At 44.7% G+C, this 24,700-nt stretch carries 18 protein-coding genes and 1 pseudogene; 12 read left to right on the top strand and 7 right to left on the bottom strand.

All coding sequences use genetic code 11. The features are described 5' to 3' along the window. The first annotated feature begins 40 nt into the window (after nucleotides 1–40). From QUB25_RS14270 to QUB25_RS14250, 5 genes are all read left to right on the top strand, one after another. Nucleotides 41–1,390 (top strand): glycosyltransferase, encoded by a 1,350-nt coding sequence (locus QUB25_RS14270; RefSeq protein ID WP_333183851.1) that lies wholly within the window; start codon nucleotides 41–43, stop codon nucleotides 1,388–1,390. Nucleotides 1,391–1,499: 109 nt separating this feature from the next. After that, entirely contained in the window at nucleotides 1,500–1,643 is a 144-nt protein-coding gene (locus tag QUB25_RS14265; RefSeq protein ID WP_333036324.1) for a hypothetical protein, read from the top strand. Nucleotides 1,644–1,675: 32 nt separating this feature from the next. Continuing rightward, nucleotides 1,676–2,431, top strand: a complete 756-nt coding sequence (locus QUB25_RS14260) for an ABC transporter permease (protein WP_333036325.1) — start codon at nucleotides 1,676–1,678, stop codon at nucleotides 2,429–2,431. Next, complete coding sequence (locus QUB25_RS14255) at nucleotides 2,432–4,504, top strand: Wzt carbohydrate-binding domain-containing protein (protein ID WP_333183850.1); 2,073 nt, start codon at nucleotides 2,432–2,434, stop codon at nucleotides 4,502–4,504. A 135-nt stretch (nucleotides 4,505–4,639) separates the two neighbouring features. After that, entirely contained in the window at nucleotides 4,640–7,060 is a 2,421-nt protein-coding gene (locus QUB25_RS14250; RefSeq protein WP_333183849.1) for a sulfotransferase, read from the top strand. 59 nt (nucleotides 7,061–7,119) lie between these two features. On the opposite strand, the gene QUB25_RS14245 is transcribed toward QUB25_RS14250, so the two are convergent. The 3 genes from QUB25_RS14245 to QUB25_RS14235 all read right to left on the bottom strand — a co-directional run bounded on the left by QUB25_RS14245 (nucleotide 7,120) and on the right by QUB25_RS14235 (nucleotide 13,337). Next, nucleotides 7,120–8,343 carry an NAD(P)/FAD-dependent oxidoreductase gene (locus tag QUB25_RS14245; RefSeq protein WP_333183848.1) on the bottom strand — a complete coding sequence of 408 codons (1,224 nt, stop codon included), beginning with the start codon at nucleotides 8,341–8,343 and terminating at the stop codon, nucleotides 7,120–7,122. 234 nt (nucleotides 8,344–8,577) lie between these two features. Continuing rightward, nucleotides 8,578–10,485 carry a 1-deoxy-D-xylulose-5-phosphate synthase gene (dxs, locus tag QUB25_RS14240; protein ID WP_333183847.1) on the bottom strand — a complete coding sequence of 636 codons (1,908 nt, stop codon included), beginning with the start codon at nucleotides 10,483–10,485 and terminating at the stop codon, nucleotides 8,578–8,580. Between the two features lie 713 nt (nucleotides 10,486–11,198). Then, entirely contained in the window at nucleotides 11,199–13,337 is a 2,139-nt protein-coding gene (locus QUB25_RS14235) for a protein phosphatase 2C domain-containing protein (protein WP_333183846.1), read from the bottom strand. A 334-nt stretch (nucleotides 13,338–13,671) separates the two neighbouring features. On the opposite strand from QUB25_RS14235, the gene QUB25_RS14230 reads away from it, so the two are divergent. The 3 genes and pseudogenes from QUB25_RS14230 to QUB25_RS14220 form a co-directional block, all read left to right on the top strand. Continuing rightward, nucleotides 13,672–14,103: an NfeD family protein gene (locus tag QUB25_RS14230; protein WP_333134616.1), complete on the top strand. Its 432-nt coding sequence runs from the start codon at nucleotides 13,672–13,674 to the stop codon at nucleotides 14,101–14,103. A gap of 123 nt (nucleotides 14,104–14,226) precedes the next feature. After that, nucleotides 14,227–15,195 (top strand): SPFH domain-containing protein, encoded by a 969-nt coding sequence (locus tag QUB25_RS14225; protein WP_333183845.1) that lies wholly within the window; start codon nucleotides 14,227–14,229, stop codon nucleotides 15,193–15,195. 195 nt (nucleotides 15,196–15,390) lie between these two features. Then, a pseudogene (locus QUB25_RS14220) lies at nucleotides 15,391–15,899 on the top strand (IS1 family transposase); the annotation flags it as partial. Between the two features lie 237 nt (nucleotides 15,900–16,136). Here the strand turns inward: QUB25_RS14220 and cimA are convergent. Next, on the bottom strand, nucleotides 16,137–17,753 hold the full coding sequence (cimA, locus tag QUB25_RS14215) for a citramalate synthase (RefSeq protein ID WP_333183844.1): 1,617 nt from the start codon (nucleotides 17,751–17,753) through the stop codon (nucleotides 16,137–16,139). A 117-nt stretch (nucleotides 17,754–17,870) separates the two neighbouring features. Here cimA and QUB25_RS14210 point away from each other — a divergent pair, with 117 nt between their 5' ends. Both QUB25_RS14210 and thiO read left to right on the top strand, forming a co-directional pair. Next, nucleotides 17,871–18,209 carry a 2Fe-2S iron-sulfur cluster-binding protein gene (locus tag QUB25_RS14210; protein ID WP_333183843.1) on the top strand — a complete coding sequence of 113 codons (339 nt, stop codon included), beginning with the start codon at nucleotides 17,871–17,873 and terminating at the stop codon, nucleotides 18,207–18,209. 151 nt (nucleotides 18,210–18,360) lie between these two features. Next, nucleotides 18,361–19,458 (top strand): glycine oxidase ThiO, encoded by a 1,098-nt coding sequence (gene thiO / locus QUB25_RS14205; RefSeq protein WP_333183842.1) that lies wholly within the window; start codon nucleotides 18,361–18,363, stop codon nucleotides 19,456–19,458. A gap of 74 nt (nucleotides 19,459–19,532) precedes the next feature. Here the strand turns inward: thiO and QUB25_RS14200 are convergent, their stop codons facing one another. Continuing rightward, nucleotides 19,533–20,000 (bottom strand): hypothetical protein, encoded by a 468-nt coding sequence (locus QUB25_RS14200; protein ID WP_333183841.1) that lies wholly within the window; start codon nucleotides 19,998–20,000, stop codon nucleotides 19,533–19,535. A gap of 101 nt (nucleotides 20,001–20,101) precedes the next feature. Then, the gene (locus tag QUB25_RS14195) at nucleotides 20,102–20,329 is read right to left on the bottom strand and encodes a hypothetical protein (protein ID WP_333183840.1); all 228 of its coding nucleotides are present in this window, start codon (nucleotides 20,327–20,329) and stop codon (nucleotides 20,102–20,104) included. A gap of 87 nt (nucleotides 20,330–20,416) precedes the next feature. Here QUB25_RS14195 and QUB25_RS14190 point away from each other — a divergent pair, with 87 nt between their 5' ends. Together QUB25_RS14190 and QUB25_RS14185 are read left to right on the top strand one after the other, a co-directional pair. After that, complete coding sequence (locus QUB25_RS14190) at nucleotides 20,417–20,668, top strand: hypothetical protein (protein WP_333183839.1); 252 nt, start codon at nucleotides 20,417–20,419, stop codon at nucleotides 20,666–20,668. 532 nt (nucleotides 20,669–21,200) lie between these two features. Further along, entirely contained in the window at nucleotides 21,201–22,316 is a 1,116-nt protein-coding gene (locus QUB25_RS14185) for a fatty acid desaturase (RefSeq protein WP_333183838.1), read from the top strand. Nucleotides 22,317–22,581: 265 nt separating this feature from the next. Here the strand turns inward: QUB25_RS14185 and QUB25_RS14180 are convergent, their stop codons facing one another. Further along, a complete protein-coding gene (locus QUB25_RS14180; RefSeq protein WP_333183837.1) occupies nucleotides 22,582–24,330 on the bottom strand; it encodes an ABC transporter ATP-binding protein in 1,749 nt (582 codons plus the stop codon). Nucleotides 24,331–24,700: the final 370 nt, after the last annotated feature.

Here is a 24,700-nt window from a genome sequence, read left to right as displayed (position 1 = left end):
CAGATGAAATGCAGATGAAGTTAATTTTGATAATGTAAATATGGAAAATTTAAAAGTTAGCGTAATTATTCCCACTCACAACCGAAGTTCTTCGCTGCGGCGCGCTCTTGATGCTTTGCACTCGCAGACTTATCCGATTGACCTAATGGAAGTTACAGTAGTCGCAGATAGTTGCATTGACGATACTTTGGCAATGTTACAAGACTACAAAGCTCCGTTTAAACTGCACGCGATGGAGGTAAATTGCCGGAGTGCTTCCATCGCCCGCAATACGGGAGCAGCTTCGGCTACCGGGCAATTGCTGCTGTTTCTGGACGATGACATCGAAGCGCTGCCGTCTTTAGTCGAAAGCCACGCGCGGGCACACCAAGTGCGTCCGGGCTGTGCTGTCATGGGTCCTTATCCGCCAAAGTTGCAGGGAGGAACTACATTGTTTGGCGTACATGTGCGGGCTTGGTGGGAAGACAAGTTTTATCAGATGAGTCAGCCTGGTCACCGATTTACTTATCAAGATTTGCTCAGCGGCAACCTTTCTTTGGATGCAGAACTGTTTGCTCGTCTCGATGGCTTTGATTCGGCTTTCGGGAACTGCGGCGGGGAAGATTACGAGTTTGGGGTGCGTTTGCTGAAAGCTGATGTACCTTTTGTTGTGGCTGCTGAAGCAGTGGGCTTTCATTACGAACACGAAACCAACAATCTCGATCGCTCTTTCCGCCGAGCTCGTCAGGAAGGGCGATCGGATGTTTTGATCGGCCACCGACACCCGGAACTTAGAGCGATACTGCCGGTAGCAGTCTACGAAACTGCTGACTCGCTGGTGGATCAAATTGTGGTGGCGGTCACGTTTTTCTGGCCGGCTGCTGTGGATTGGCTGGCACTGGGACTGAGAAAAGTTCTTGATTTACTCGAAAGCCTGCGGATGCGGGGAACTTGGCGGTGGTTGCGGCCAAAATTGCGCGGTTATTGGTATTTGCGGGGTGTCATCGATGAGTTGAAAAGTCGATCGGCTCTTTCTAGTTTTATGCAAGGTGAGCCTACTCATGCTGACTTGGGCAGACATGAAATTGAAATCGATTTGCAGGAAGGTTGGGAAGCAGCAGAACGAATCATTGACGAGCAAAAACCCGAGGGCATTTACCTCCGTTACGGTGAACTGTCAGTCGGTCACGTCACTCCCAAATTCGGTGTAGAGCCACTGCGGGGCGCTCACTTGCGATCGATTCTGGCGCTTGACTTTCCCGAACCCCTGGCTCGGGCGATCGCGGTTAAAGGTATGCCCAAAAGTGCTGCTCATTCTGAGCCTATCTTAGTGGACAACACCCTACTTCAACCTCTACTTTTATTTACACTATTGGACAATAAAAAGCTGAAAAGTTCATCCTATAACTGACATAATTAGGCAAAATAAGCAACCACAAATAGAGGTGTAATGAACCATTGAAGTAAGTATAAATAAATAGGAATTGAAGGAAAAACAACCAAAATTAAAAATGGTAATTATGGCAATAAAATTAATTGAAGCTGATTTTTTAGAACCAATTGCTGACAAGCTGACCCTGGTGCCGACTCAGAATTTGGTTAAGATTCAGCCCTGGGAGGCCTCCGGGCTAGAACCTCAGATAGCTGCCGGAGGTGTGCGGTGAGAAATGCGAAAACGTTCGTCGATGGGCGCAAAATGGCTCATTGGTTCGATTTGCTGCGGGTGTTGGTCGATCGCGAGATGAAATTACTTTACAAGCGATCGACCTTGGGGATTGCTTGGACTTTAATCAGTCCGCTGTTACAGTTGGCTGTATTTTCCTTTTTGTTTCGCTCTGTTGTACCCCTTAATATTCCAAAATTTTCTTCCTTTGCTTTCAGCGGCTTGTTAATCTGGAATTGGTCTCAAACGGTATTATTTAAATCAACGGCATTAATTACCAATAATAAGGCACTAATCAGGCAGCCAAATTTCCCCTCGGCAATTTTGCCGGTAGTCACGACGACGACTGGGCTCATTCACTTTTTCTTAGCATTGCCGGTGTTACTTATCTTTCTGGCAATTGATGGCGTTCATCTGAATGCAGTGCTATTTTTGTTGCCCCTGCTGATGATTATTCAGTTTTTCCTGACAGTTAGTTTTGCTTATCCCCTTGCCGCTTTGAATGTCACTTTTCGGGACACTCAGCACACTTTGGGAGTAGTTTTGCAGATGCTGTTTTACCTGACTCCGATTTTCTACGACATCAGCAGCGTCCCGGAAAAATTTAAGATTTTTTATTACTTAAATCCAATGGTGCCACTGATAGAAGCTTACCGCGCCATACTGCTCAAAGGTATGCCGCCCGATTGGCGGGTTCTGTTAATTTTGACCTTGGCTGTGGCGGCTCTTTTGCCCATCGGACTGGGAATTTTTAGACGGCAAAGCGATAATTTTGTGGAGGAGTTGTAAATGCGTGAAGCAATTATTGTCAAGGGCTTGGGTAAGCGTTTTAACCGCTACTCTACCGCGAAACCTTATACGATTATGGAAGCCGCTTTGTCCGGTTGGTGGCGGCTGAAGCCGGAGTCGCGTTTTTGGGCGCTGCGGAATATAAATTTTACTGTTTCTCCTGGGGAAATGCTAGGAATTCTTGGCAAGAATGGCGCGGGAAAATCAACGCTGCTGCAATTAGTCGGCGGGATTGGTCACGCTGAGGAAGGAACTATTAAAGTTAACGGCCGAATTGGCGGCTTGTTGGATTTGGGTGCGGGTTTTCACACGGATCTAACGGGCAGAGAAAACGTGTTTGTGGGTGCGGTGGTGGCAGGTTTGACTCGCCGCGAAGTGGCGCGCAGGTTTGACGATATTGTGGAATTTGCAGAGTTAAAACAGTTTATTGACAGCCCGATGCGGACTTACAGTACGGGGATGAAAATGCGGCTGGCTTTTTCGGTGGCGGTGCATACCGATCCAGAAGTGCTGTTAGTTGATGAACATTTGTCGGTTGGTGATGTGGCTTTTCAAACTAAATGTTTGAACAAGATAACTGAGTTTAAGAATCAAGGATGTGCGATTGTTTTGATTTCTCACACCGCATCGCAAATTCAGAAAATGTGCGATCGGGCTTTGTGGCTGAAATCAGGTGAAGTCGTGGCTTATGGGGAACCGGAAGTGGTAGTTGGTCAGTATTTGTCAGAAATGCGCTCGTCCACAGAAAATCGCACTCCCCTGCCTGCTGCTGAAGCTACAAGTAGCGGCTCGCCACTGCGAGGTAATCAGAATCGATTCGGTTCTATGGAAGTAGAAATTACCGATGTCAAAGTGTCGCCAAATACGGAAATAGATAGCGGTGATGCTATTAGCATTGAAATTCATTATTCGGTGTATCAGGAAATTTCTGCTGCTATTTTTGCCGTGACAATCAGCAGAGAAGATGGTCAAAGCTGTTTTGAGACTAATACTAATCAAATGGGCAGACTGCTGCCGCTGGTGAAAGGGAAAGGCAAAATCCGGCTGCAAATAGATAGGCTGGATTTAGGAAACGGTCAGTATTACGTGAATGCTGGGGTTTACGAGGAAACTTTGGCTTACGCCTACGATTATCATTGGCAGGTTTATCCGCTGTACGTGCGATCGACTGTAAACCAAAAAACGATTCTTTGTCCGCCGTTCCGCTGGAAATTTGAGGGCAAAATGCCGCTTATGGATTTAGCCGAACCAGCCGCTGAAACTTACGATTTGGATAAGAATAATCCCGGCTACGCCAAGATTTTGACTCAGTTGGCAAATAAGCAAAAACCTAACTTTTTAATGATTGGTGCTCAAAACTGTGGCACGGAATCTCTATACGGCCATCTCGCAAATCACTTGCAAATTATCAAAGAAGGTTCCCAGGACATTCACTTTTTTGAATTAAATTTTGAGCGTGGTGTTGATTGGTACAGCAAGCAGTTGACGCGGAGTGTAGCGAGTGAGAAGGTGCTCCTGTGGGAGATGACTTCTTACTATATTTATCATCCTTTGGTGGCGGAGCGAGTTTACAAGTGTTTTCCGGAGGTTAAGCTGATTGTAATGCTGCGAAACCCGGTAAAACGAGCGTGGATGCACTATCATTTAGAAGTGGCGAGCGGCTGCGAAAAGTTGGATTTTGAAAAGGCGATCGCTTCAGAACCTGATAGACTCAAAGGTGAGATTGAAAGAATCCAAGCTGATGAAAAATATTACAGTTTTAATCACCAGCATTATTCTTATTTGTCGCGGGGAATTTATGTAGAACAAATCAAAAATTGGCTCGACTATTTTCCGAGAGAACAGTTGCTAATTATCAAAAGCGAAGATTATTACGCACATACAGGCAAAGTTTTTTCGGAAGTGTTAAATTTTTTGGAAATTAGTTCGAGTGCAAGTAAAGAAGATGAAATTAATCAGGTCGATGAATACAGCAAAATGCCACCGAAAATCGAACAAAAATTGACAAATTATTTCAAACCTTACAATCAGAAACTTTCTGATTTGTTGCATGAAGATTTTAGTTGGAGTTAGGAAAAAAGTTTTTAACTGCAGAGATCCCAGAGATAAACATCAATCATACCTTTTTCTTTTCTTCCTCTGGATCTTGTGCGCTCTCTGCGATTCATTAAAAAAATCTCATCCACAAACCATTTATCAGGTATAAAAATGCAACGGATATTTTTAGTAGGCTCTCCGAGAAGCGGCACAACCATGCTTCAAAGTTTATTAGCCGCTCATCCTGAAGTTATTTCTTTTCCTGAATCTAAGTTTTTTCACTATTTACTGTACAAGAAGTTTGCGGGAAAGTTGCCAGGTAGGATGGAAGCTTTTTTTAAGGATGAGATTAGTCGGCCTGAACTTTTGCAAGATTTTGATGATAGTCAAACTGTGGCAACTAAAGTTAGTTGGTTTGTCGGAGTTTTGGATGGTTTGGCGGCGGAACAAAACAAAAGTATTTGGTTGGAAAAAACGCCGGAACACATATATTTTATTGAAGATATACAGCGCTTGTTGCCGGATGCTAAATTCATACATATTTTGCGAAACAGTATGGATACAATAGCTTCTCTGCATGAGGCTACTAGGAATTCTCATGATTTGTGGGGGCCTGGTTGGGATTTAAACCACTGTATCCATCGCTGGAAGGAGGCGATGTTAATTAGTTACAAATATGCTAAAAATTCTAATCATATATTAGTCAAATATGAGGAAATACTCGATAATAAAGTCAAAAAGTTAGAAGAAATTTGTGATTTTATGAAAATTGAATATGATGAGATAATGCTGGAATTCTATCAAGAAAAAGCTGCTCATCTCAGTTTAAATCTACCTTGGCACCAAGGGATCGATCGAGAGGTTAAAAGTAATAAGGTTCATAAATATCATAAAATTTTCAAAAGCAATGAAATCCGATATATTTTAGATAAAATTCAGCGAGTCAAGGGTGAAATTGCCTGGAAGTTGACGGTGGAAGTGAGCGAACCAATTTCCGATATTTGTGATCTTCCGCAAATATACGATCGCCTGTGCTGTACGATCAAACTAGAAGGAATTAAACTCGGTATTGTTGAATTGCCGATTTGCGATGGCATGGTTGCGGCTTCGGTGTTGGCGGATGCGGTTGCAGCCCAGTTTGCTTGGCAAATTCTCGATCGCTTCTTTCAACGCAATCGCTGCGAAAAAGGCAATAAATTGTGGGAAACTTTGCTGGAACCATTGCACCCTAAACATGACTGGACGCTCTTTTTGCAAGAATTATGGGGGCGTCCGCAGTGGCATTTGGAGAATTTCTACAAGCCAGAAATAGCAGAGGAAGTCTCAACAATTACGCTCGAAAAAGATTTGATTGTCTTAGAAATTAGCGAGGAATTTGCTAATATAAAAGTTGAGCTTTCTGAAATAGACGTGCTGGTGAAAGTAGGCGGCGTTGCTGTCGGTATTGTCAGTGTTGCGGTGGAAAATAATTTTGTTTCTGCTCAAAAATTGCGATCGACAATTACTCGAAATAGCGGTTTTGAGTTGTGCGTCGCCGCCGTGCGAGAAGCTTTGTTGGGAAAACCGCTCAACGGCAAGCAATCGCTACGATCGCGCTTAGCCTCTTGTGCTCAACAAAGGTCTAATTTGCCCGACGGGTTGAATGCACCGGGTGCTGGGGGCATTTATCCCCCAAATGCGGTGATGTTCGGCAGGCGATCGGGTGCGATCGGGACAAGTGTCAGCCGTCGCGCCTCACTCCCGGCGGCGGCGCTGCAGGAAATCGAGTCAGCCGCGGCAATCGCTGGGGAACCGACAATGCAAATTCCCCAAGAAAACGAGTTTCCAAAGCCAGTATTTTACGCACCGGAAATCCTGAGTTCAAAATCTTCTTATCGGGAAGTTTCTCACTCGCTGAAACCTCAAGTTTTGGACAATCATAGCGTTACACAAAAACTCCCGATTCTCTCCTACCGCCGCATTTCTCCTGACGGTTTAAACGCAATTACTCCCCAGATTTTTGAACAACAGTTACACAATTTTAAAAATCAGGGTTATTACAGTGCGACTTGGGAAAATTGGCGAAGCGCAAAACTGGCTAAAACTCCTTTACCCGGTAAAGCTGTATTGATGACATTTGACGGCGGCTATCTGGACTTTTTCCAATATGCTTGGCCTGTGCTAAAACGCTTTGATTTTACAGCAACTGTTTTTCTCGTAGCGGAGTCAATAGGAAAGACAAATAGTTGGGAAAAAGCCGAATTTGAAGAAGTGCAGTTAATGGGATGGCCAGAAATTTTGCAACTGCGGGATGCCGGAATTGAAGTCGGTTCTATGTCTGCTACTCATCAACCTTTGAGTGCATTGTCGCCGACAGAAATTGTGCGGGAGGCGGCAAAATCCCGTGCTATCTTGGAACGGGGATTAGAGAAATCTGTTAAATGTTTTGCCTATCCTTACGGGGATGTCGATCCAATTGTCGCGCATTTAATTGGAGCGAGTGGATATACTTTTGGTGTATCATATAAATTAAATTATAGCAGTTTTGACGATAATTTATTGTCGCTGCCGCGCATTCAAGTCACCGCAAAAAATGCCTTAAAATTAGCTTAGTAAAGTGCGTAAATCAGCCAGATTTTTCCCTCAACTAACAATCTCTCAACGGACGCACCTTACAAGTTAAATTTCTTAATCAATCCCTTGATTTTTCTCTGCAAATAACCGCCTAACCCTCGGGAAATTTTCTCAAATTTATAATAAAATAAAATATCCATCACATCTTCAGTTTTCATATACTTTAAATAAGAAATCATTTTATCGGTTAGTTCATCATTAACATCATCGATATACTTTCTCACGGCCAACCTTTCTGAAATATTCCATTTCCGATCAAACTTGTGGTGCATTTCCGTCTCATAATCCCGAAAATCTGAGATTTTCCCTTCCAAATATCTTTGAATATATTTCCCCGCGATTTCGGCACCATCCATCCCGTGTCTAATCCCTTCGCCACCCAAAAAATTCACTGTCGAGACAGTATCGCCGATCGCAATTATATTATTATCTTTGCAATAAATATCCTTCAAACCAGGGCTGTACTTCAGCGTGGAACCGTGTTTGTCAATAATTTTATAATTTTTTGACTTCAGATATTCATCAATCAGTAAATCAATATATTTTTTCAGGGGTGACAAATGCCTCACCGTTTTCGGATCTAAAAAAATGCGACCCGCACCAACTTTCAGCCTGTTTGGTTCCATTGGGAATATCCAGGAATAACCCTTGGGCATCCATTTATCGCCCAAAAAGAAGATTAAATCACCGCTGTATTTATTGTAAACTTCCGGCTCTACTTCAATTAAATATTCGATTCCGGTTCCCGACAAAAAATCTGGCTTCTCCTTCTCTTTTTCGTACATAACCGCCCTAGCAAAGCCAGTAGCATCAACCAATATTTTCGTGCTAACTTTGATTATTTGACCGTCGGATAACTGTTTAAATTCTACGGTTGTTTCGCCCTTGGCTTGTGAATGTCGGGTGTAGCGATAACCCAGCCAAACTTCACCGCCAAATCGCTCAACTTCGCTGGCCAAAAATGCTCTAAATTTAGCAAAGTTGAGAACAACTCCCAAGCTTTCGGGAGACTCCCAACTTTGACTGATTTTGCTAGTTTCAATAGTAAGTTTATGCCAAAAACTGCCGATAACGGATTCAGGCAAATCGAATTTAGAGAGGGTTTCTAGAGGCGTGGCGGCGCTAGAAAAGTCATTTTTATTAAAATTGTCGTTTTGCTCTGCTAGCAAGACTTTGTGGCCGGATTTGGCTAGGATTCTCGCACAGTGACCGCCTGCAGGGCCGGCTCCTACTATTACTATGTCAAAACTTTTTAAATTCATTTTGCTTTTAACTCGCTTCCAATGTCAAAATACCCGCAGACATATCGCAATGGTAGTTATGACGCCACTACGATTCAAATTGCTTCAAACGGTCAAATTTTAGGTAGAGTTCTGAATGTGACACCATCGGACTTGCGGGGTCGTTTTATTACACTGTCATAGATCGGGTATTTCTTAGGATTAGTCTCGAATGAATGGTAAGGTGCGCTAGGCGCACCCTACAATTCTAGCTATTTACACGCTAACAGGAGACTGTTTGCGGCTGAAGGTTGCTAAGATACGATCGCACATTTGCGACGGATTTAATCCCAAACAGGCAAATGATTGTTCAGGCGTTGCATGATCTACCAATGTATCGGGTACACCCAACCGCATCACTGGAACAACAACATTATTGTCCAACAAAGCTTCGGCTACTGCTGAACCAAAGCCTCCCATCAAACAGCCTTCTTCCATTGTGACAACTTTGCCGATTCGCTGTGCCAAAGGCAAGATTAATTCGGTGTCCAAAGGCTTGACAAAACGCGCATTGATCACAGTTGCTTCAATACCGTGCTCGCTCAGAATCTGGGCGGTTTGCATTGCCGGATAAACCATTGAACCGTAACCCAAAATCAGCACATCGTCGCCGTTGCGGAGAATTTCGGCTTTGCCGATCGGCAATTCTTCCCAACCTTCCTCCATCAAAGGCACGCCGTAACCGTTGCCGCGCGGGTAACGCATCGTTATCGGGCCGCTTGTGTGGTTGATTCCCGTGACTATCATCCGCTGCAATTCTGCCTCATCTTTTGGTGCCATAACTACCATATTTGGCAGGCACCGCAAGAAGGCAATGTCGTACATTCCTTGGTGAGTTGGGCCGTCAGCACCGACAATGCCGGCGCGATCCAAACAGAAGAAAACGGGCAAATTTTGGATGCAAACATCGTGAATTATTTGGTCATAGCCTCGCTGCACAAATGTCGAGTAAATTGCCACAACCGGGCGCATTCCTTCGCAGGCTAAACCAGCGGATAAAGTCACGGCGTGCTGTTCGGCAATCCCGACATCAATGTACTGTTTTGGCAGTTTTTCATGAAGTTTATCCAGACCGGTTCCGGTTGCCATTGCAGCGGTAATGCCGACAATTTTGGGATTATCTTCTGCTAGCTTGACGAGGGCGTGGGCAAAGACTTTCGAGTAAGCTGGAGGCTTGGGTTTGGTGGAGGGAATGCCTTTGCCTGTGGCTAAGTTAAAGGGATTTTGGGCGTGATATCCTACTTGGTCTTTTTCGGCGATCGCATATCCTTTGCCTTTCACCGTCACCACATGAACCAACACCGGCCCTTGAATGGTATGAGCTTGTTTGAAAGTGGCAATTAACTCTTCCAAATTGTGTCCATCTACCGGGCCCATGTAAGTAAAGCCTAATTCTTCAATTACTGCTCCAACTTTTGAGACGGCCAAGCGTTTCATCCCTTCTTTGAGGCGTTCCATTTCAGGAGTAAAAGTTTCGCCGACAAAGGGAATGTGTTTAAATTGTTCCTCTAAGTTATCTTTGAGAAATTGCACCGGTGGCGACAATCGCATCTTGTTCAAATAGCGGGTAATTGCGCCGACGTTGGGCGAGATTGACATCTCGTTGTCGTTGAGCACAACTAACAAATTGGTTTTCGGCATATGGCCCGCGTGGTTGATCGCTTCAAGTGCCATGCCGCCAGTCAATGCGCCGTCGCCGATGACTGCTACAGTTTTAAAGTTTTCCCCCTTGAGGTCGCGCGCCATCGCCATTCCTAGTGCTGCGGAAATACTTGTGGAAGCGTGACCTGCGCCGAAGTGGTCAAATTTGCTCTCGCAGCGCTTGAGATAGCCTGCAACGCCGTCTTTTTGGCGCAGGGTGTGGAATTGGTTGTAGCGGCCGGTGATTAATTTGTGAGGATAAGCTTGGTGGCCGACATCCCAGGTAACTTTGTCGCGATCGAGGTCGAGTGTTTGGTAGAGTGCTAAGGTCAGTTCGACTACACCCAATCCTGGGCCGAGGTGGCCGCCGCTAGCGGCTACAGTTTCTAAATGCTTTTCTCGAATTTGTCGGGCAATTTGTTCGAGTTGATGAATCGAGAGGCCGTGTAATTGGTTTGGGTGAGTCAGTTCGCTGAGATGCATATTTTAAAATCTTGCTCCTGTGAATCAGGACGAATCCTTAACAGATATAGGTTGAGCCTGCGACGTTGGGTACGGGCAAACGTTAGAATAGTTTAACGGTTATTTGAGGAAAACTGTTAGGCGTAAGATTTTTGTTATTTTTGACCTGGTAATTATAGTTAATAAATTGCGCGCCGTCAATATAAAAAAAGCTTATGTTGTTAGTTGCTAATGGCTAGTTGTTAGCTGCATGGAGATTCTTAAGCATTTTTAACTACTTTTTGTAGTGATGGCTGACTTTTTAGCCATCTTGTTTCTGCAGGCGGACTATGATACAAAATCCTTAACAGTGATGGAGCATCTCATATTTGTAAAAACACTTCTTCTGGCTCCTTCCTTCTGCCTCAAAACTTTAATTTCTAGGTTTGCTGCTTTCATTGAGATGCTCCCCTGTGAAGTGTGATTTATATACAGCGTATTCCAGGTTTATGAAGTACACCCCAGAAACCAGGTTTCTTTACAGTTCTCGCATCCTTACTGATTCTGTTCAAAAAACCCGGTTGATCGCGATCTACATCTACATGGAATATGCTGTAAATCAACAACCTCTACCAGAAATCATTCCATTTACACTGGAAAAGTTTTCCCGAATTTGGATAGTAGAGAGCTGCGACGCTCGAAGCATTATTTTGTAAGCTCAAAAGTCAATTCGGGCGACGGCGAGAGACTCTCGCTTACTCCCCTGATGGCAAAGGAGTTTCCGCTTCTTCGGGCGGCGCAATTTCCGCAGGAGTCGATTCGGGCGACGGCGAGGGACTCTCACTATCGGGCGGCGGAATTTCCGCAGGAGTCGATTCGGGCGACGGCGAGGGACTCTCTGCCCCGGGCGAGGGAGTCTCCGAAGGAATCGGGGCGGGAGTTTCCGGCGGTGGCGGAAGCGGTGCGGGCTCTGGCTGGCGGCTTTGGAGGCTTTGCACCCACAAACCTAAACCGCCGCCGGCTAATATCAGCCCCAACACCCCCAGTAGTGGCAGCGGCAGCTTAGACCGCCGTTTTTGAACTGGTTCCGGGGCGGGGGAAGTTTCGGGGTACAACAACTGTTTGGACGATTCTGAAAGCTGAGATTCTGGAATCCTCCCGGACTTCTGGAGGGACCGCGGCAGGGACGGCGGCAGCGACACCGAGGCTGACGCTGGGGCTGACGCCGGCGCTGACGCCACCGCCGGATCGAACAGTACCAATCTCTCCGGCGACATCCGACAGTGAGTGGCTACCACGGAGGTGTTGTCATAACCGTTTTTCTCGTTGGCCAGACGAATCCAAGACTGAACCGCGGCTTCCAAAGACATTTTGCCCTCAAGCACCTCTGGGCCGTAATTTTCCCAAGAGCGCTCTACCCAGTCGTTGTCGCTCAAACCGTCGGAACACAGCAGCAGTAACCCTTCCTCTTCGACAATAAATCGCTGAATCGTCGGGCGCAGGAAATCGGCGTCCCGCGTGCCCAAAGCTTGAGTCAGGGCTCCTGCATCGGCTCGCAGTTGAGTTTCCCAGTACAAACAGTGTCCTAGCTGGACTTCCCTTGAGGCTACGTCGTCGTCCACAGTCAGCCGGTGACAGTAATTTTTGCCAATCCAATAAGCCCGGCTGTCTCCAACATTGACTAAATAAAGTTCGTGACTGTTATTCGAGGGCACATCCTCGGAAATTTTCACTTTTTGAGGCAACTGCAGGGCCATCACCAAAGTCGTCCCCATCCGCTGCCGCAACTCTTTTCCCTGCTCGTTATTTTGAGCGGAAATCACATTATTCACAACTCTCACTATTTCTTCGAGTTGCTTGATGACCATTGCTGGCGTCATCAACTCTTCTTGTTCAGCAATTTCTGCGAGCAAATTTTGGATTAAAGCTTTCAGGGACTGCACGGCTAATTGACTGGCAACTTCTCCTCCTTCGTGGCCTCCAACCCCGTCGCAAACCATTGTCAAGTAAGGAATTAGTTTGTCGTTCCCTGAAGTTTTGCTAGATTGAAAATCAGCAGCAATTGGATAGCAACTGTCTTCATTTTGGGAGCGCTGCGGCCCGGTATCGGTCATGCCGACTACTTCTAAATGTAGAGGCAATTTAGCGGCTTGTTCTAATAGTAAATCGTTGAGTTCCAGGGCGATCGCGTCGAAATTCATGCTGCTGCGGCGCATAAACTGACAAATCTCTCCGAGTTTCGACTGCACCTCGGGTTGCGCTGATTCCACCAAACCTGACCACACATCTCCCAAATCCCGCAGCGTCGGTACAAAATTGCCCCGGTGCAGTTCCAGCAGGCGTACCCGCCAACCTTCCACCCGCAAATTTTCCGGTACCAGCAAACTCGAAGCTACTCCTTGTTCCGACAGCGGCGCCCACAGTTGGAGCATTTGCCACAGCCAGTAAACTTGGCGCGCGGCGCTTGTCCCCGACCAAGATTCTAAAATAGAAGGATACAGGCGACCAAAATTATTGATGGGCACATTTTCCAACAAGAGCACCTCTGTCGCTTCCGGTGCTTCCCCCAGGGAACAAAAACCGTATACTTCCGGCGTATGCAGCCGTTGGGGATACAAATGCAGGTAAGGCATAATGCTATCCGGCAGTTGTTCCGGGACGCTCGGAGGCACAGCAGGACGGCTGTCGAGCCAGATTTGGGGTGCAATGACAAAGTATCGATCGGCTATTACCTTACCCGCCGGCACTTCCTCGGCTGCTTGTCCCACCACCCACACATAGCGATAAATTAAATCCGTTTCGCACGCTGCACAGTGCTGGCGGCCAAAGGTATTGCGTGGATCGGCACAGCTAAGATTCGGGCAATAAATGGGTTCGGAGAAACTGCTGATCATATCGAAATAGTTTGTGTAAAAACATTCTGAAGATATATGATTCGCAAGCCCAAATTCATGAGCTTGAGAATAAACTGATTTTAGCCCCTATCAATTTCTTAACTGCCTTTGGGCCCCTAGAAATTGTAGTTTCTGCCAGTCTGCACCGGCTTAAATTGTAATTTAAGTTACTAAACTCAGACTTGGAGTACGATGGAAGCCTCAACCTGGTACCGCTGCGCGAAAAAGCGCTCTGAGGGCTTGCAAGTGGCAAACCCTTGCAGAGTCAGTTGTTGGCATTTCTTAAATCTTAAATTTCCAATCTAAGATCTAAATAGTATCACCTATTCTTTTTATGATCTGGACTCCGACGCTCCTTTGGCTGCTAGCTGGGTCTTTGCTGTGTTTGGCAGAGCTATTTCTCCCGACTGCTTTTGTCGCTTTTGTGATGGGACTGAGCGCCTTCGCGGTAGCTGGATGCTCTCTAGTTCTACCTTACGTTAATTTACAAATATTCCTGTGGATGGTATTTTCGACAGTTTTTGTGCTGCTGTCTCGGCGGTTGATACCAAAAGGCAAGGCAAGGGCGATCGCAGATTCTCAGGAAGCAAAAACTTTAACAGAAATTCCCCCCGGAGAAGCCGGCCGAGTCATTTATGAGGGGAATTCTTGGCAAGCTCGCTGCGAAGACACGAAGGCCACTATCCCCCCCAACCAAAACGTAATTGTCGTCGGACGGAAAGGCACTACTTTGATAGTTTTGCCAGAAAATCTCTTGCATTCTTAAACAAAATGCGTAATTAATCACACCCAATTAGTAGTTAGTCATCAGTCATTAGTCAATATTTAACAGTTAACAGTCAACAGTCAACAGTCAACAGTCAACACTCTATATTTATAGGAGGCGACCGTGGAACAATTTTTTTTACTTGTATTTTTAGCACTCGGCGGCTCAGCCCTCGCAGGTTCAGTCAAGATTATCAACCAAGGAAATGAAGCGCTGGTGGAAACTTTAGGTAAATACAACGGCAAGAAACTGGAACCAGGTTTGAATTTTGTCACGCCGTTTTTCGATCGCGTCGTGTACGAGCAAACAATTCGGGAAAAAGTCTTAGATATTCCTCCGCAAGCTTGTATCACCCGCGACAACGTTTCCTTCACGGTTGATGCTGTGGTTTACTGGCGCATTGTAGATTTGGAAAAAGCTTGTTACAAAGTAGAAAATCTCCAGTCAGCAATGGTAAATATGGTGCTGACTCAAATTCGCGCCGAAATGGGTCAACTGGATCTCGAACAAACCTTTACTGCTCGTTCTCAAATTAATGAAATATTGCTCAGAGATTTAGATATTGTTACCGATCCTTGGGGAGTGAAAGTAACGCGGGTAGAATTGCGCGATATTATCCCTTCTAAAACTGTACAGGAATCGATGGAATTGCAGATGGCAGCCGATCGACGCAAGCGGGCGGCAATTCTGACATCCGAGGGCGAACGCGAGTCAGCAGTTAACAGCGCCAAAGGTAAAGCTGAAGCGCAAGTTCTCGATGCAGAAGCGCGCCAAAAAGCGACTATTTTGGAAGCGGAAGCTCAACAAAAGGCGATCGTCCTGAAAGCTCAAGCAGAACGCCAAAGTCAGGTTTTGAAAGCTCAAGCTACTTCGGAGGCTTTGCAAATCATCGGCAAAACTCTGCAAAATGACCCCAATGCCCGGGAAGCTTTACAATTTTTGTTAGCTCAAAACTATCTAGATATGGGTCTAAAAATTGGCACCAGCGACAGCAGCAAGGTGATGTTTATGGACCCGCGCAGCATTCCCGCGACGCTCGAAGGAATGCGATCGATAGTTGGGGAAGGTAATAATAATGAGGTGAAAAAGTAGTCTTAGCTAGAAGGCGCAATTGAAAGAGACTGGTAACTCTGTATAAGGGGTTTTATCCCTCATACAGAGTTACCATCAATAGCAAAAATGATTCTGTCATCACACCACATTATTAAATAATCGGCGTTGCTAAATTCAGATATAATTGATTCTGAAAGCAATTCACAAAAAACAATCTAACACAAGTTATATTTTATGAAATGTCCTGAATGTAAGTCAACTCATATCAATAAAAATGGGCGCAAAAAAGGTAAGCAGAACTACCTGTGTGTTAACTGTGGTAGACAATTTATAGACTGCTATCAACCTCACAGAGGTTATGCTCAAGAAGTGAAAGATGAATGCCTAAAAATGTATGTTAATGGCATGGGGTTAAGGGAGATTGAGAGAGTCAAAGGTGTACATCATACGACAATTATGAATTGGATCAAACAACTAGGATAACTCCTGCCCAATTTTTATGAGGGACAGACAATTACCGAAATTGGATAATTAGAAACATTTGTCTGCTCACAAAAAACAAAGTTTGGCTTTAGACAGCGGTATATCAGTTAAAAACAAGTATTTGAGGATGGGTACTAGGAGAGCATAGTAACAAAACATTTAAACCTTTATGGGACGTAGTTAGTAAAGGTAAATGCTATTTTTATCTGATGGATAACCCGAAGGTTTACCCGATGTTTATTCCCGATGGAAACCCGATTAATCCGAGGTTTGGTTTTACTCACGCCCAGAGCACCATGTTCATTTAACAGGCTTTCGGGCCTGTTCCACAAAGAATGAATTTCTTGTTGGTGGGGTCTTATAGCCAGCCCATAAAAACATTATTGAGAATGATGCAAAATCTCAGTTCACCCTTTTTAAATTGGCTAACTCTATCTTGAAATCGCCTGGTATCTATTTAAACATAGATATTCAGGCAACTTCTCTTCGCCGTTAACCTAATAACTCGACACAGTTAAAACGATCGCCTCCCTATCTCCCAACACCAAACCATACTCCAAACCCTCAACAACCGCTTGATAAGAAGCATCCAAAATATTACCAGAAACCCCCACGGTCGTCCAGCGGTCTTGACCGTTACTAAACTCGGCCAACACGCGAGTTTTAGCAGAAGTTCCCGCACATCCGTCCAAAATTCGCACCTTATAATCTGTTAAGTTAAAATCAGTAATTGCCGGATAAAAATTCCGCAAAGCCTTCCGCAAAGCCGCATCAAGTGCCGAAACAGGCCCGTTTCCTTCCGCGCATTCCAGAATATCTTGACCGTTAACAGTCACTTTCACGGTTGCTAAAGAATTAACTGTTTCCTCCTTACCTTTATCGCAGTGAACTTGAAAACCTTTGATTTCAAATAAATGCTTGCGCTTTCCCAATGCCTCTCGCATTAACAATTCAAAAGAAGCCTCAGCACCCTCAAATTGATATCCCTGACTTTCCAAATTTTTCAATTTTTCCAAAATTTGGCGGCAAGCAGGATTTTTGCGATCGAGATCCATGCCAAAAATGCGCGCTTTCGCCAAAACATTGCTCAAACCCGCTTGATCCGAAATCACAATTCGCCGCCTGTTGCCAATTTTTTCCGGTTCCAAATGTTCGTAAGTTAACGGATTTTTCTCAACAGCCGATACGTGGATTCCGCCTTTGTGAGCAAATGCCGAAAGACCGACAAAAGGAGCACGATCGTCGGGAGCAAGATTGACAATTTCACTAATCGATCGACTTACTTGAGTTAATCTAACTAATTGCTCGTCTTCAATGCAATTATGACCCAACTTTAGCTGAAAATTAGGAATTAAGGAACATAAATCGGCATTGCCACAGCGTTCGCCGTAACCGTTAATAGTTCCCTGTACCATCGTCACTCCTTCCCGCACAGCAGCCAAAGCATTAGCAACCGCAACTCCCGAGTCGTTGTGAGTGTGAATTCCTAATTGTAAAGATTTTTCGCGGTTGGTTCCTAAAGCTTCTAAAACCTCACGAACAACCTGACTGACTTCGTGAGGTAAAGTACCCCCGTTAGTATCGCAAAGCACTAGCCATTCTGCACCAGCATCCGCGGCTACTTCTAAAGTTTTAATAGCATAATCTCGATTGTGCTTGTAGCCGTCAAACCAGTGTTCGGCATCGTAAATAACGCGCCTTCCCTGACTCCGCAAATATTCAATTGTATCTCGAATCATCGCCAGATTTTCTTCTAGCGTAGTCTTCAAACTTTCAATAACGTGCAAATCCCACGACTTGCCAAACAGTGTCACCCAGCGAGTACCGGCGGACAAAATAGCCTGCAACATTTCATCATTAGCTGCCGTAGTTCCCGGCCGCCTAGTCGAACAAAAAGCTACAACTTCTGCTTGAGTTAGGGGCTGTTCTTTGAGACGCCAAAAAAATTGTACGTCTTTAGGATTCGCCCCCGGCCAGCCGCCTTCAATAAAGGGAATTCCTAAACTGTCTAACTGCCGAGCAATTCGCAGTTTGTCTTCGAGAGATAAGGAGAGTCCCTCACACTGAGCACCGTCTCGCAGCGTGGTATCGTAGATCCAGAGCCGATTTGTCATGGGAAATTGCGATCGAGAAATTGGTAATATATCACTTACCATATTAGATGAATATAATTGAATTTAATGCGATAATATATAGGAAAATTAACATAAATCTAACTGGGGTAAATTGCTGTGGTCAAGGTACAAGCGCAATGCAAAACATTTGAGTGCGATCGCGGAGAGAATCTCCGTGAAGTTTTGCTCAAAAACGGCATCGATCTCTACAACGGCAACGCCAAAGTCATCAACTGCCACGGCCTCGGCACTTGCGGCACCTGCGCCGTCACCGTCGAGGGCGAAGTTTCCGAGCCCCAGTGGCGCGAAAAAGCCCGACTTTCCGTTCCTCCCCATTCTCCCGCCTCCAACCGCCGTTTGTCCTGCCAAACCAAGGTTTTAGGCGATATTAAGGTGACAAAATATGACGGTTTCTGGGGTCAAGGTTCTGAAACTGTCTGGAAACCCCAAGCATAGATTTTTTGTTAAGGAAGGCAGATAGGACGATCGCCTTGCCAGATAATCTGTAAGACTTGTGCAAGAATTCTAACTGTAAGGTGCGCCGTATGCACCTTACCATAAAGAAACCCGAGAGGTCAAAAAAGCCAGAAAGTCCATATAAAAGTTAATGAATTCATCTAAAGATATTCTGATTATTGGCGGCGGAATAATTGGTCTTTCGCTAGCAGTAGAACTGAAATTGCGAGGGGCATCTGTCGCGGTTCTCACCGCCGATTCTAAACAACCGACGGCTCGGGCTGCTGCTGGAATGCTTGCCCCGCAAGCTGAACGAATTCCCCCCAGTCCGATGCTGGATTTGTGCTTGCAAAGCCGCGCACTGTATCCCGCCTGGGTGGAACAGCTAGAGAATATTACTGGCTTGAAAACGGGATATTGGCGATCGGGAATTCTCGCACCAGTTTGTCAAAACGAGCCTCAAGAAAAGCCGCTTTTGTCAAACCTTAATTATCAATGGTTGGACAGAGATACTGTTCGCCAGCACCAGTTTGGATTAGGTCAAGAAGTAATTGGCGGTTGGTGGTATCCTGACGACGCTCAAGTAGACAACCGCGCTTTATTTCGGACGCTTCAATTTGCAAGCAAAGAATTAAAAATTGATATTATTCAAGGCACGGCAGAGGAAATTATTCGGCAGAAAAACCGAGTTTTTGGAGTGGAAACAACGGCAGGAAAATTACAAGCTGACCGTTATGTTTTGGCTGCGGGTCCTTGGTCTGAGAAATTATTGGATATTCCTGTTTTTCCAAGAAAGGGACAAATGCTATCAGTATGTGTACCAGAAGATTGTGGAGTTATCCAGCCCCTACAAACCGTTCTATTCGGGACTGGCATTTATATTGTGCCACGTCAAGATGGCAGAATTATTATTGGTGCAACTAGCGAAAATGTGGATTTTAGACCTGGAAATACGCCTGCTGGAATCCAAATTTTGCTAGCAGGAGCCATTAAGTTATATCCCGAATTACAAAACTATCCAATTCTGGAGTTTTGGTGGGGATTCCGGCCGGCTACTCCTGATGAATTGCCGATTTTGGGTGCTAGTGCTTGGGAGAATTTGACATGGGCGACGGGGCATTACCGCAACGGCATTTTGTTGGCTCCGGTGACGGCTAAATTATTGGCTGATTTGATTGGGAATCAGAAATTAGATCCGTTATTGGCTGCTTTTCATTATTCGAGGTTTGGAGCTTCAGCACTTACTTGAACCTCTATACGTAGGGTGCAGCGTACCTTACTGCTATAATAGGCGCATCCAACCATTTTTTGGTAAGTCTTGAATTAGTTCGCATCCTGTTTTTTGGGTTGGTTTAATTCCCTGCATTTAGCGGCAGCCAAATCGTAAGCATTTTGGTAATCGCTACCGCCTAACATCAAATCGCCGTAATATTCATAAGGTTGATTGCCATAAATCGGCAGCGGGTCGTCTTCAGGATAATCTTCTTTTGATTCTTCTAGGATTGCTTTGAGTTTCTTGACGCTGAAGCGCTGGACTGGGAAGTAATGAATGTCTTGAGCGAGGAAACCAAGATGGGGAAAGGTTGGGTCAACAATTCGCTCGTCGAGTTCAATCCAGCTATATTCGATGGGTTTATATGGCACTCCCGGCACGGCTAAAAAGCCTTGAACATAAATCGCGCCCTCGGTGGCTAACGCTGCTTTACAAGCGTTGTCAAAGCAGTTTTTACGGTTGCTTTTGATGCGAGCGGCCATTTCAATAGAAAGCGTCTCATCTAATAGTTCGGTCATAACCCATTTCTAATCGCGTGTGCGATTAGATTGTAGCAAATCAGAGCTATCTCCGAGCACAAAAAACGCAGGCAATTGCGATCGCTCCTCAAATTCTATTCTCAAGGAATTGAGCCAAAAGTCTCTGCGCTTCTGGATGTTGTGTCAGCTTTGGTTTCCGAGATGGGCGGTTTGTCGATCGCCCCTATAGCCCGCAAATAAAAAGTTTTCGCCAGTAGCCAAAATTTTGAACCTGCGATCGAGTTGGGGTAGAGCCCGCAACGGTAAAGTGTGCCACAGACGATGCAAGCAAAAATAGCGGCATAAATCACCGAAGGTCGATCGTCCAACCAACAATCATATTAATGCCTTCGGGTGCAGCAATTTGTTCTGCGGCTGACAGGCTTCACAGTTTTTTCAGCAAAAAAAGTTGAGTTATGACGATTCTCGCTGAGACATGGGAATATCCTCGGATTGGTAACAACCGGGAAATAAACAAAGCCCTGAAAGCATTTTTTAATGGGAAATTAGAGACAGATGCTTTATTGCAGACTGTTCTCACGCTGAAAAATATGGTAAAGTCTGCTACAGTGCTGCAGCAAGCAAGAAATCAATGCGAGTTGAAGATAACAAGCGGCAAGGTAGCTTTGGGTATTGACAGAATCTGTTCATTCACCAAAATATGCTGACCATTGGATACACTGCTTGAAATGGATTTTTCATGCCTGCTTGATGCCTGGTGATTTGTCATGTAAATCTGCCTATCAATACACCTGTGAAGTGGCAGGTTGATACGGTTCTCCATCACTTACCCTTCCTAACTGAATTAATTGTCTAGCAAAGATTATCATTTGCAACGACGGTTAATAGAGCCATCCCCTATCTCACATTTGCTTGAAATCATGGCGACATAAAATCCCACCAAATAAATTATTTTGCTCCTAACAGGTAATGATAAAATACAACTCACTTTGTGGCAACAATTAGCAATTAGTACCGCATTTTGTTATGATTAAGTACGTCAAATCGGGGATAACCTTCAGCTTGGCGAAACCACAAAATGGAGGAGGTAATGAACTAAAAATTATCAGCAGATTTGTAAAGTATGGGTAAAATTTCAACCGAAGTTCACCCAATTACCTGCAATAAAACAAAACCCAAAATAGCGAACCTCTCCTGATGCTAAGCTAAGCACTTATCCACACACCATAGACATACTGAATGAAAAACGCGATCAAAAAGTCGGATTTTGTGCTAGCTCCTTATATGAAGAGCAACAACTTCAAAGCTAGTTGCCAAATACTCAATACAGTGATTCCTTATACATTTTTATGGTTTTTAGCCTTTAAAGCTGCTGCCATTTCTGTATTCCTGCTGCCGCCGATAATGGTGTTGATGACACTTTTTTCAGGACGTTGTTTCTCTTTGATGCACGATTGCGGACACTATTCTCTTTTTAGTTCTAAAAAAGTCAATCGTATGATGGGTTTTCTGCTAGGTATTATCAATGCGATTCCTCAGTACCCCTGGTCGAGGGGACACGCTTATCACCACAAACATAATGGTAATTGGGATATGTACCGAGGCCCTTCGGCATTGATATCCACCGATAAATTTGCGGCGCTAAGTCCATTTAGTCAAAAGATGTATCAGTTACTCAGACACCCATTGATGCTGTTTCCCGGTGGTTTTTTCTATCTAATTATTAAGCCTAGGCTCGCGCTGATATTGGGAATTACGGGTTTTATCGGACATATTTTTGCTTGTCTCAATCAAGATTTTGGCATGGGTTTATCTGCAATCATTGCTTCTTATAAATCCAAACATTGGTATACGACGGCTGAATTTTGGGATTTACTGTTCAACAATATTTGTGTTGTTGGTAGCTGGATTTATCTGAGCAACTTACTGGGGTTTGGCTTTTTCTGGAGTGTTTACTCAATTGTCATGACCTGTTCAGCAGCGATATTTATCTGTATTTTCTTTGTTCAGCATAATTTTGACGGTTCCTACGCTCATAAAGCTGAGGGTTGGGACTATCTTCTCGGTGCAATTGAAGGCAGTAGTTACCTAAAATTACCAAATCTTCTCAATTGGTTTTCTGCTGATATTGCTTACCATAATATTCATCATCTTTCTGAGCGAATACCTAACTATAATCTTCAGGCCTGTCACAATGCTAATATTCACCTGTTGGCCAACTCAAAATCACTGACACTTCGCGATATTCCTGACTGCTTCAAATTCATTCTTTGGGATGCTGCTTCAGATAGTCTGCAATCAATTAAATTATTGCAACAACAACAAGAAATCCCCTTCAGTAAGGTAGCTAATTAAAATCTGCTGGAATAAATTTTGTTGCTTTTTTAGCACCAAAATCCTATGATTACGAATGAAGTTAGTGGCATAAATTTCAACCCTAACTTTCCTAGTTAAGTAGCTGATTACAAATAAACATTAAATGGGGAAGGCGGGTTTAGCCGGGAGCTATACTAGCAGCCAGTTTATTCGGACAAAACCCGCCCTCCTCGCGACCAGTTTATTTGCACCTACCTATTTATCTATGATCTAACTCTAGATAATTCAAAGTATCTGTCACTTTTCAATGGAGCAATTCCTCTAATTTTTGCTGGTTCCACAAATACTGATAAAGCCCTGTGTCCCCTACCAATTCAAGGTGAGTGCCGCTCTGAACTATTTCTCCTCTCTCCATCACAAAAATGCGATCGGCACTAGCCGCAGCCGACATTTGATGGGAGATAAAAATTACCGTTTTGCGATCGGTTCCCGTTGCCAAGTTTCGCAAAATGTCGGTAGCAGTTTGATTGTCAACGCTGGAAAGAGCGTCATCCAAAATTAACACCGGGGCGTCAACTAACAAAGCGCGAGCAAGTGCCGTCCGCTGCCGCTGTCCGCCGGATAAAGTAATGCCGCGCTCGCCGACAACTGTTTTGTACTGCTGCGGAAAGTTGAGGATTTCGGCGTGAATTTGCGCTTGTTTTGCGGCGGCTTCAATCTGCGGCTGTTCCGCTAAAGGGTTTCCGTAGCGGATGTTATTCTTGATGGTAGTGCCGAACAGAAAACTTTCTTGCGGAACGTAGGCGATCGCCCCGCGCAATTGGGTCAATTTTATTTCGGTAATATCCTGTCCGTCTAAAAATAACTGACCCGGAGCGATGTCCAGCAGTCTGGGCAGCGCATTAGCTAAAGTTGATTTTCCCGAGCCGATCGCCCCCACAATTGCGACAGTTTCGCCCGGTTTTATGGTAAAATCAACATCTTTAAGCGCCGGTGTCTTAGCACCGGGATAAGTATAATTTAGATGGCGGGCAACAACTTCGCCTTTGACTGGAGTTGGCAGTTCACCTGCATCGGCAGCATCCTTAATTTGCGGTTCCACAGTCAGAATTGATTCGATGCGATCGACACTCACTTCTCCCCGCTGGTAAGCAGTAATCGTGAAACCCAACAGCGCCGTCGGAAACACCAAACGCTCGACATAAATTAGCAACGCCACAAAATCGCCAATGCTAATTTGACCATTAGCAATTGCCCCGCCACCAGCAGAAAGCAGCACCAACAAACTGATACTTGCCAAACCGCCCAGCAGCGGAAAAATAAAGTTTCTAGTTTTTGCTAATTCCAAATTTGCTGATAGCAACTGTGCGTTGGAATTGCGAAAAGCTCGGCGTTCGTTCTCTTCTTGAGCGTAAATTTTAATTACGGAAATCCCGCTCATATCCTCCTGAATCAAATCGCTCATCGCCGACAATTCCTCTTGCACGGCTAACTGTTGGATGCGAAGTTTGTCGCTAAATAACTGCACCAAAACTAACATTAAAGGATAAACGGCGATCGCCAACAGCGTCAGCCGTACATTAATCCCCAGCATCACCGGCAAAGTCAAAGCATAAGCAAAAGCTGTATTCGCCAAACTGAGTACCGCAAACCCCACCAAGCGCCGAATATTGTCCAAATCGGAAGTAGCGCGGTTAATTAAATCTCCTACCGTATTTGCTGCAAAATAAGACGGTTCTAATGTTAATAAATGATTAAATATTTGCTGTTTGAGATCAAATTCGACTTGACGCCCGACGCCAAACAGCAAAATCCGCGACGCCATCCGAATTACCCACATAATTGAGGCGAGGAGCAGAATTAGTGCCACGAAGTTGAAAACTTGGTCAAATTTAGTCGCAACTTGGAGAGTGTCAACTGCATTCCGAATCAGCAGGGGAATGTAAACGCCCACAGCATTGACAACTAATAGCGAAAAAACGCCCCAGAATGTTGGCTTCCAGTGCGGGCGCATATAAGAGCCGAGTTTTTGCAGTCGAGAATAACGAGCCATTTGTTAGTGCGTAATTTGAGATTGATTGAGAAAAGGAAGAAGGTTCGGCAACGGATTTTGTAACGGATGTAACGGATGGATGCTGAAGGAAGAAGGAGTCTTCCCCAAGGTTTTCAGCAATTAACAACGTCCTAATAGTCTTGGCTGTTGTGTTGCTATAGAAGGTAGAAGTTTGAAAAAATAATAGAAGCTCTATCGAAAGGTAGATGACCGCAAACTCAAGTTAAGAAATTTTTAATAAAAATTCTGCTTTGGGATAACGTGCCATCAAAATTAGGTTTTGGTATTAACTAAAACCTGATTATATCGATATGTAACAAACCCCATTATATCTGTGGGAACACGAGATCTGTGGGGACACGGCAATGCC

Origin of the sequence: Microcoleus sp. B3-D7, assembly GCF_036705305.1 — a bacterium.
Classification (GTDB): domain Bacteria; phylum Cyanobacteriota; class Cyanobacteriia; order Cyanobacteriales; family Microcoleaceae; genus Microcoleus.
The sequence above is the reverse complement of the archived record's forward strand: the minus strand, read 5'-3'. Positions and strand labels throughout refer to the sequence as shown.

Bases quoted from the DNA above. Each gene is read 5' to 3' on its own strand.
- QUB25_RS14270 (WP_333183851.1), top strand. From the start codon at position 41: ATGGAAAATTTAAAAGTTAGCGTAATTATTCCCACTCACAACCGAAGT.
- QUB25_RS14265 (WP_333036324.1), top strand. From the start codon at position 1,500: ATGGCAATAAAATTAATTGAAGCTGATTTTTTAGAACCAATTGCTGAC.
- QUB25_RS14260 (WP_333036325.1), top strand. From the start codon at position 1,676: ATGGCTCATTGGTTCGATTTGCTGCGGGTGTTGGTCGATCGCGAGATG.
- QUB25_RS14255 (WP_333183850.1), top strand. From the start codon at position 2,432: ATGCGTGAAGCAATTATTGTCAAGGGCTTGGGTAAGCGTTTTAACCGC.
- QUB25_RS14250 (WP_333183849.1), top strand. From the start codon at position 4,640: ATGCAACGGATATTTTTAGTAGGCTCTCCGAGAAGCGGCACAACCATG.
- QUB25_RS14245 (WP_333183848.1), bottom strand. From the start codon at position 8,343: ATGAATTTAAAAAGTTTTGACATAGTAATAGTAGGAGCCGGCCCTGCA.
- dxs (WP_333183847.1), bottom strand. From the start codon at position 10,485: ATGCATCTCAGCGAACTGACTCACCCAAACCAATTACACGGCCTCTCG.
- QUB25_RS14235 (WP_333183846.1), bottom strand. From the start codon at position 13,337: ATGATCAGCAGTTTCTCCGAACCCATTTATTGCCCGAATCTTAGCTGT.
- QUB25_RS14230 (WP_333134616.1), top strand. From the start codon at position 13,672: ATGATCTGGACTCCGACGCTCCTTTGGCTGCTAGCTGGGTCTTTGCTG.
- cimA (WP_333183844.1), bottom strand. From the start codon at position 17,753: ATGACAAATCGGCTCTGGATCTACGATACCACGCTGCGAGACGGTGCT.
- thiO (WP_333183842.1), top strand. From the start codon at position 18,361: ATGAATTCATCTAAAGATATTCTGATTATTGGCGGCGGAATAATTGGT.
- QUB25_RS14200 (WP_333183841.1), bottom strand. From the start codon at position 20,000: ATGACCGAACTATTAGATGAGACGCTTTCTATTGAAATGGCCGCTCGC.
- QUB25_RS14190 (WP_333183839.1), top strand. From the start codon at position 20,417: ATGACGATTCTCGCTGAGACATGGGAATATCCTCGGATTGGTAACAAC.
- QUB25_RS14185 (WP_333183838.1), top strand. From the start codon at position 21,201: ATGAAAAACGCGATCAAAAAGTCGGATTTTGTGCTAGCTCCTTATATG.
- QUB25_RS14180 (WP_333183837.1), bottom strand. From the start codon at position 24,330: ATGGCTCGTTATTCTCGACTGCAAAAACTCGGCTCTTATATGCGCCCG.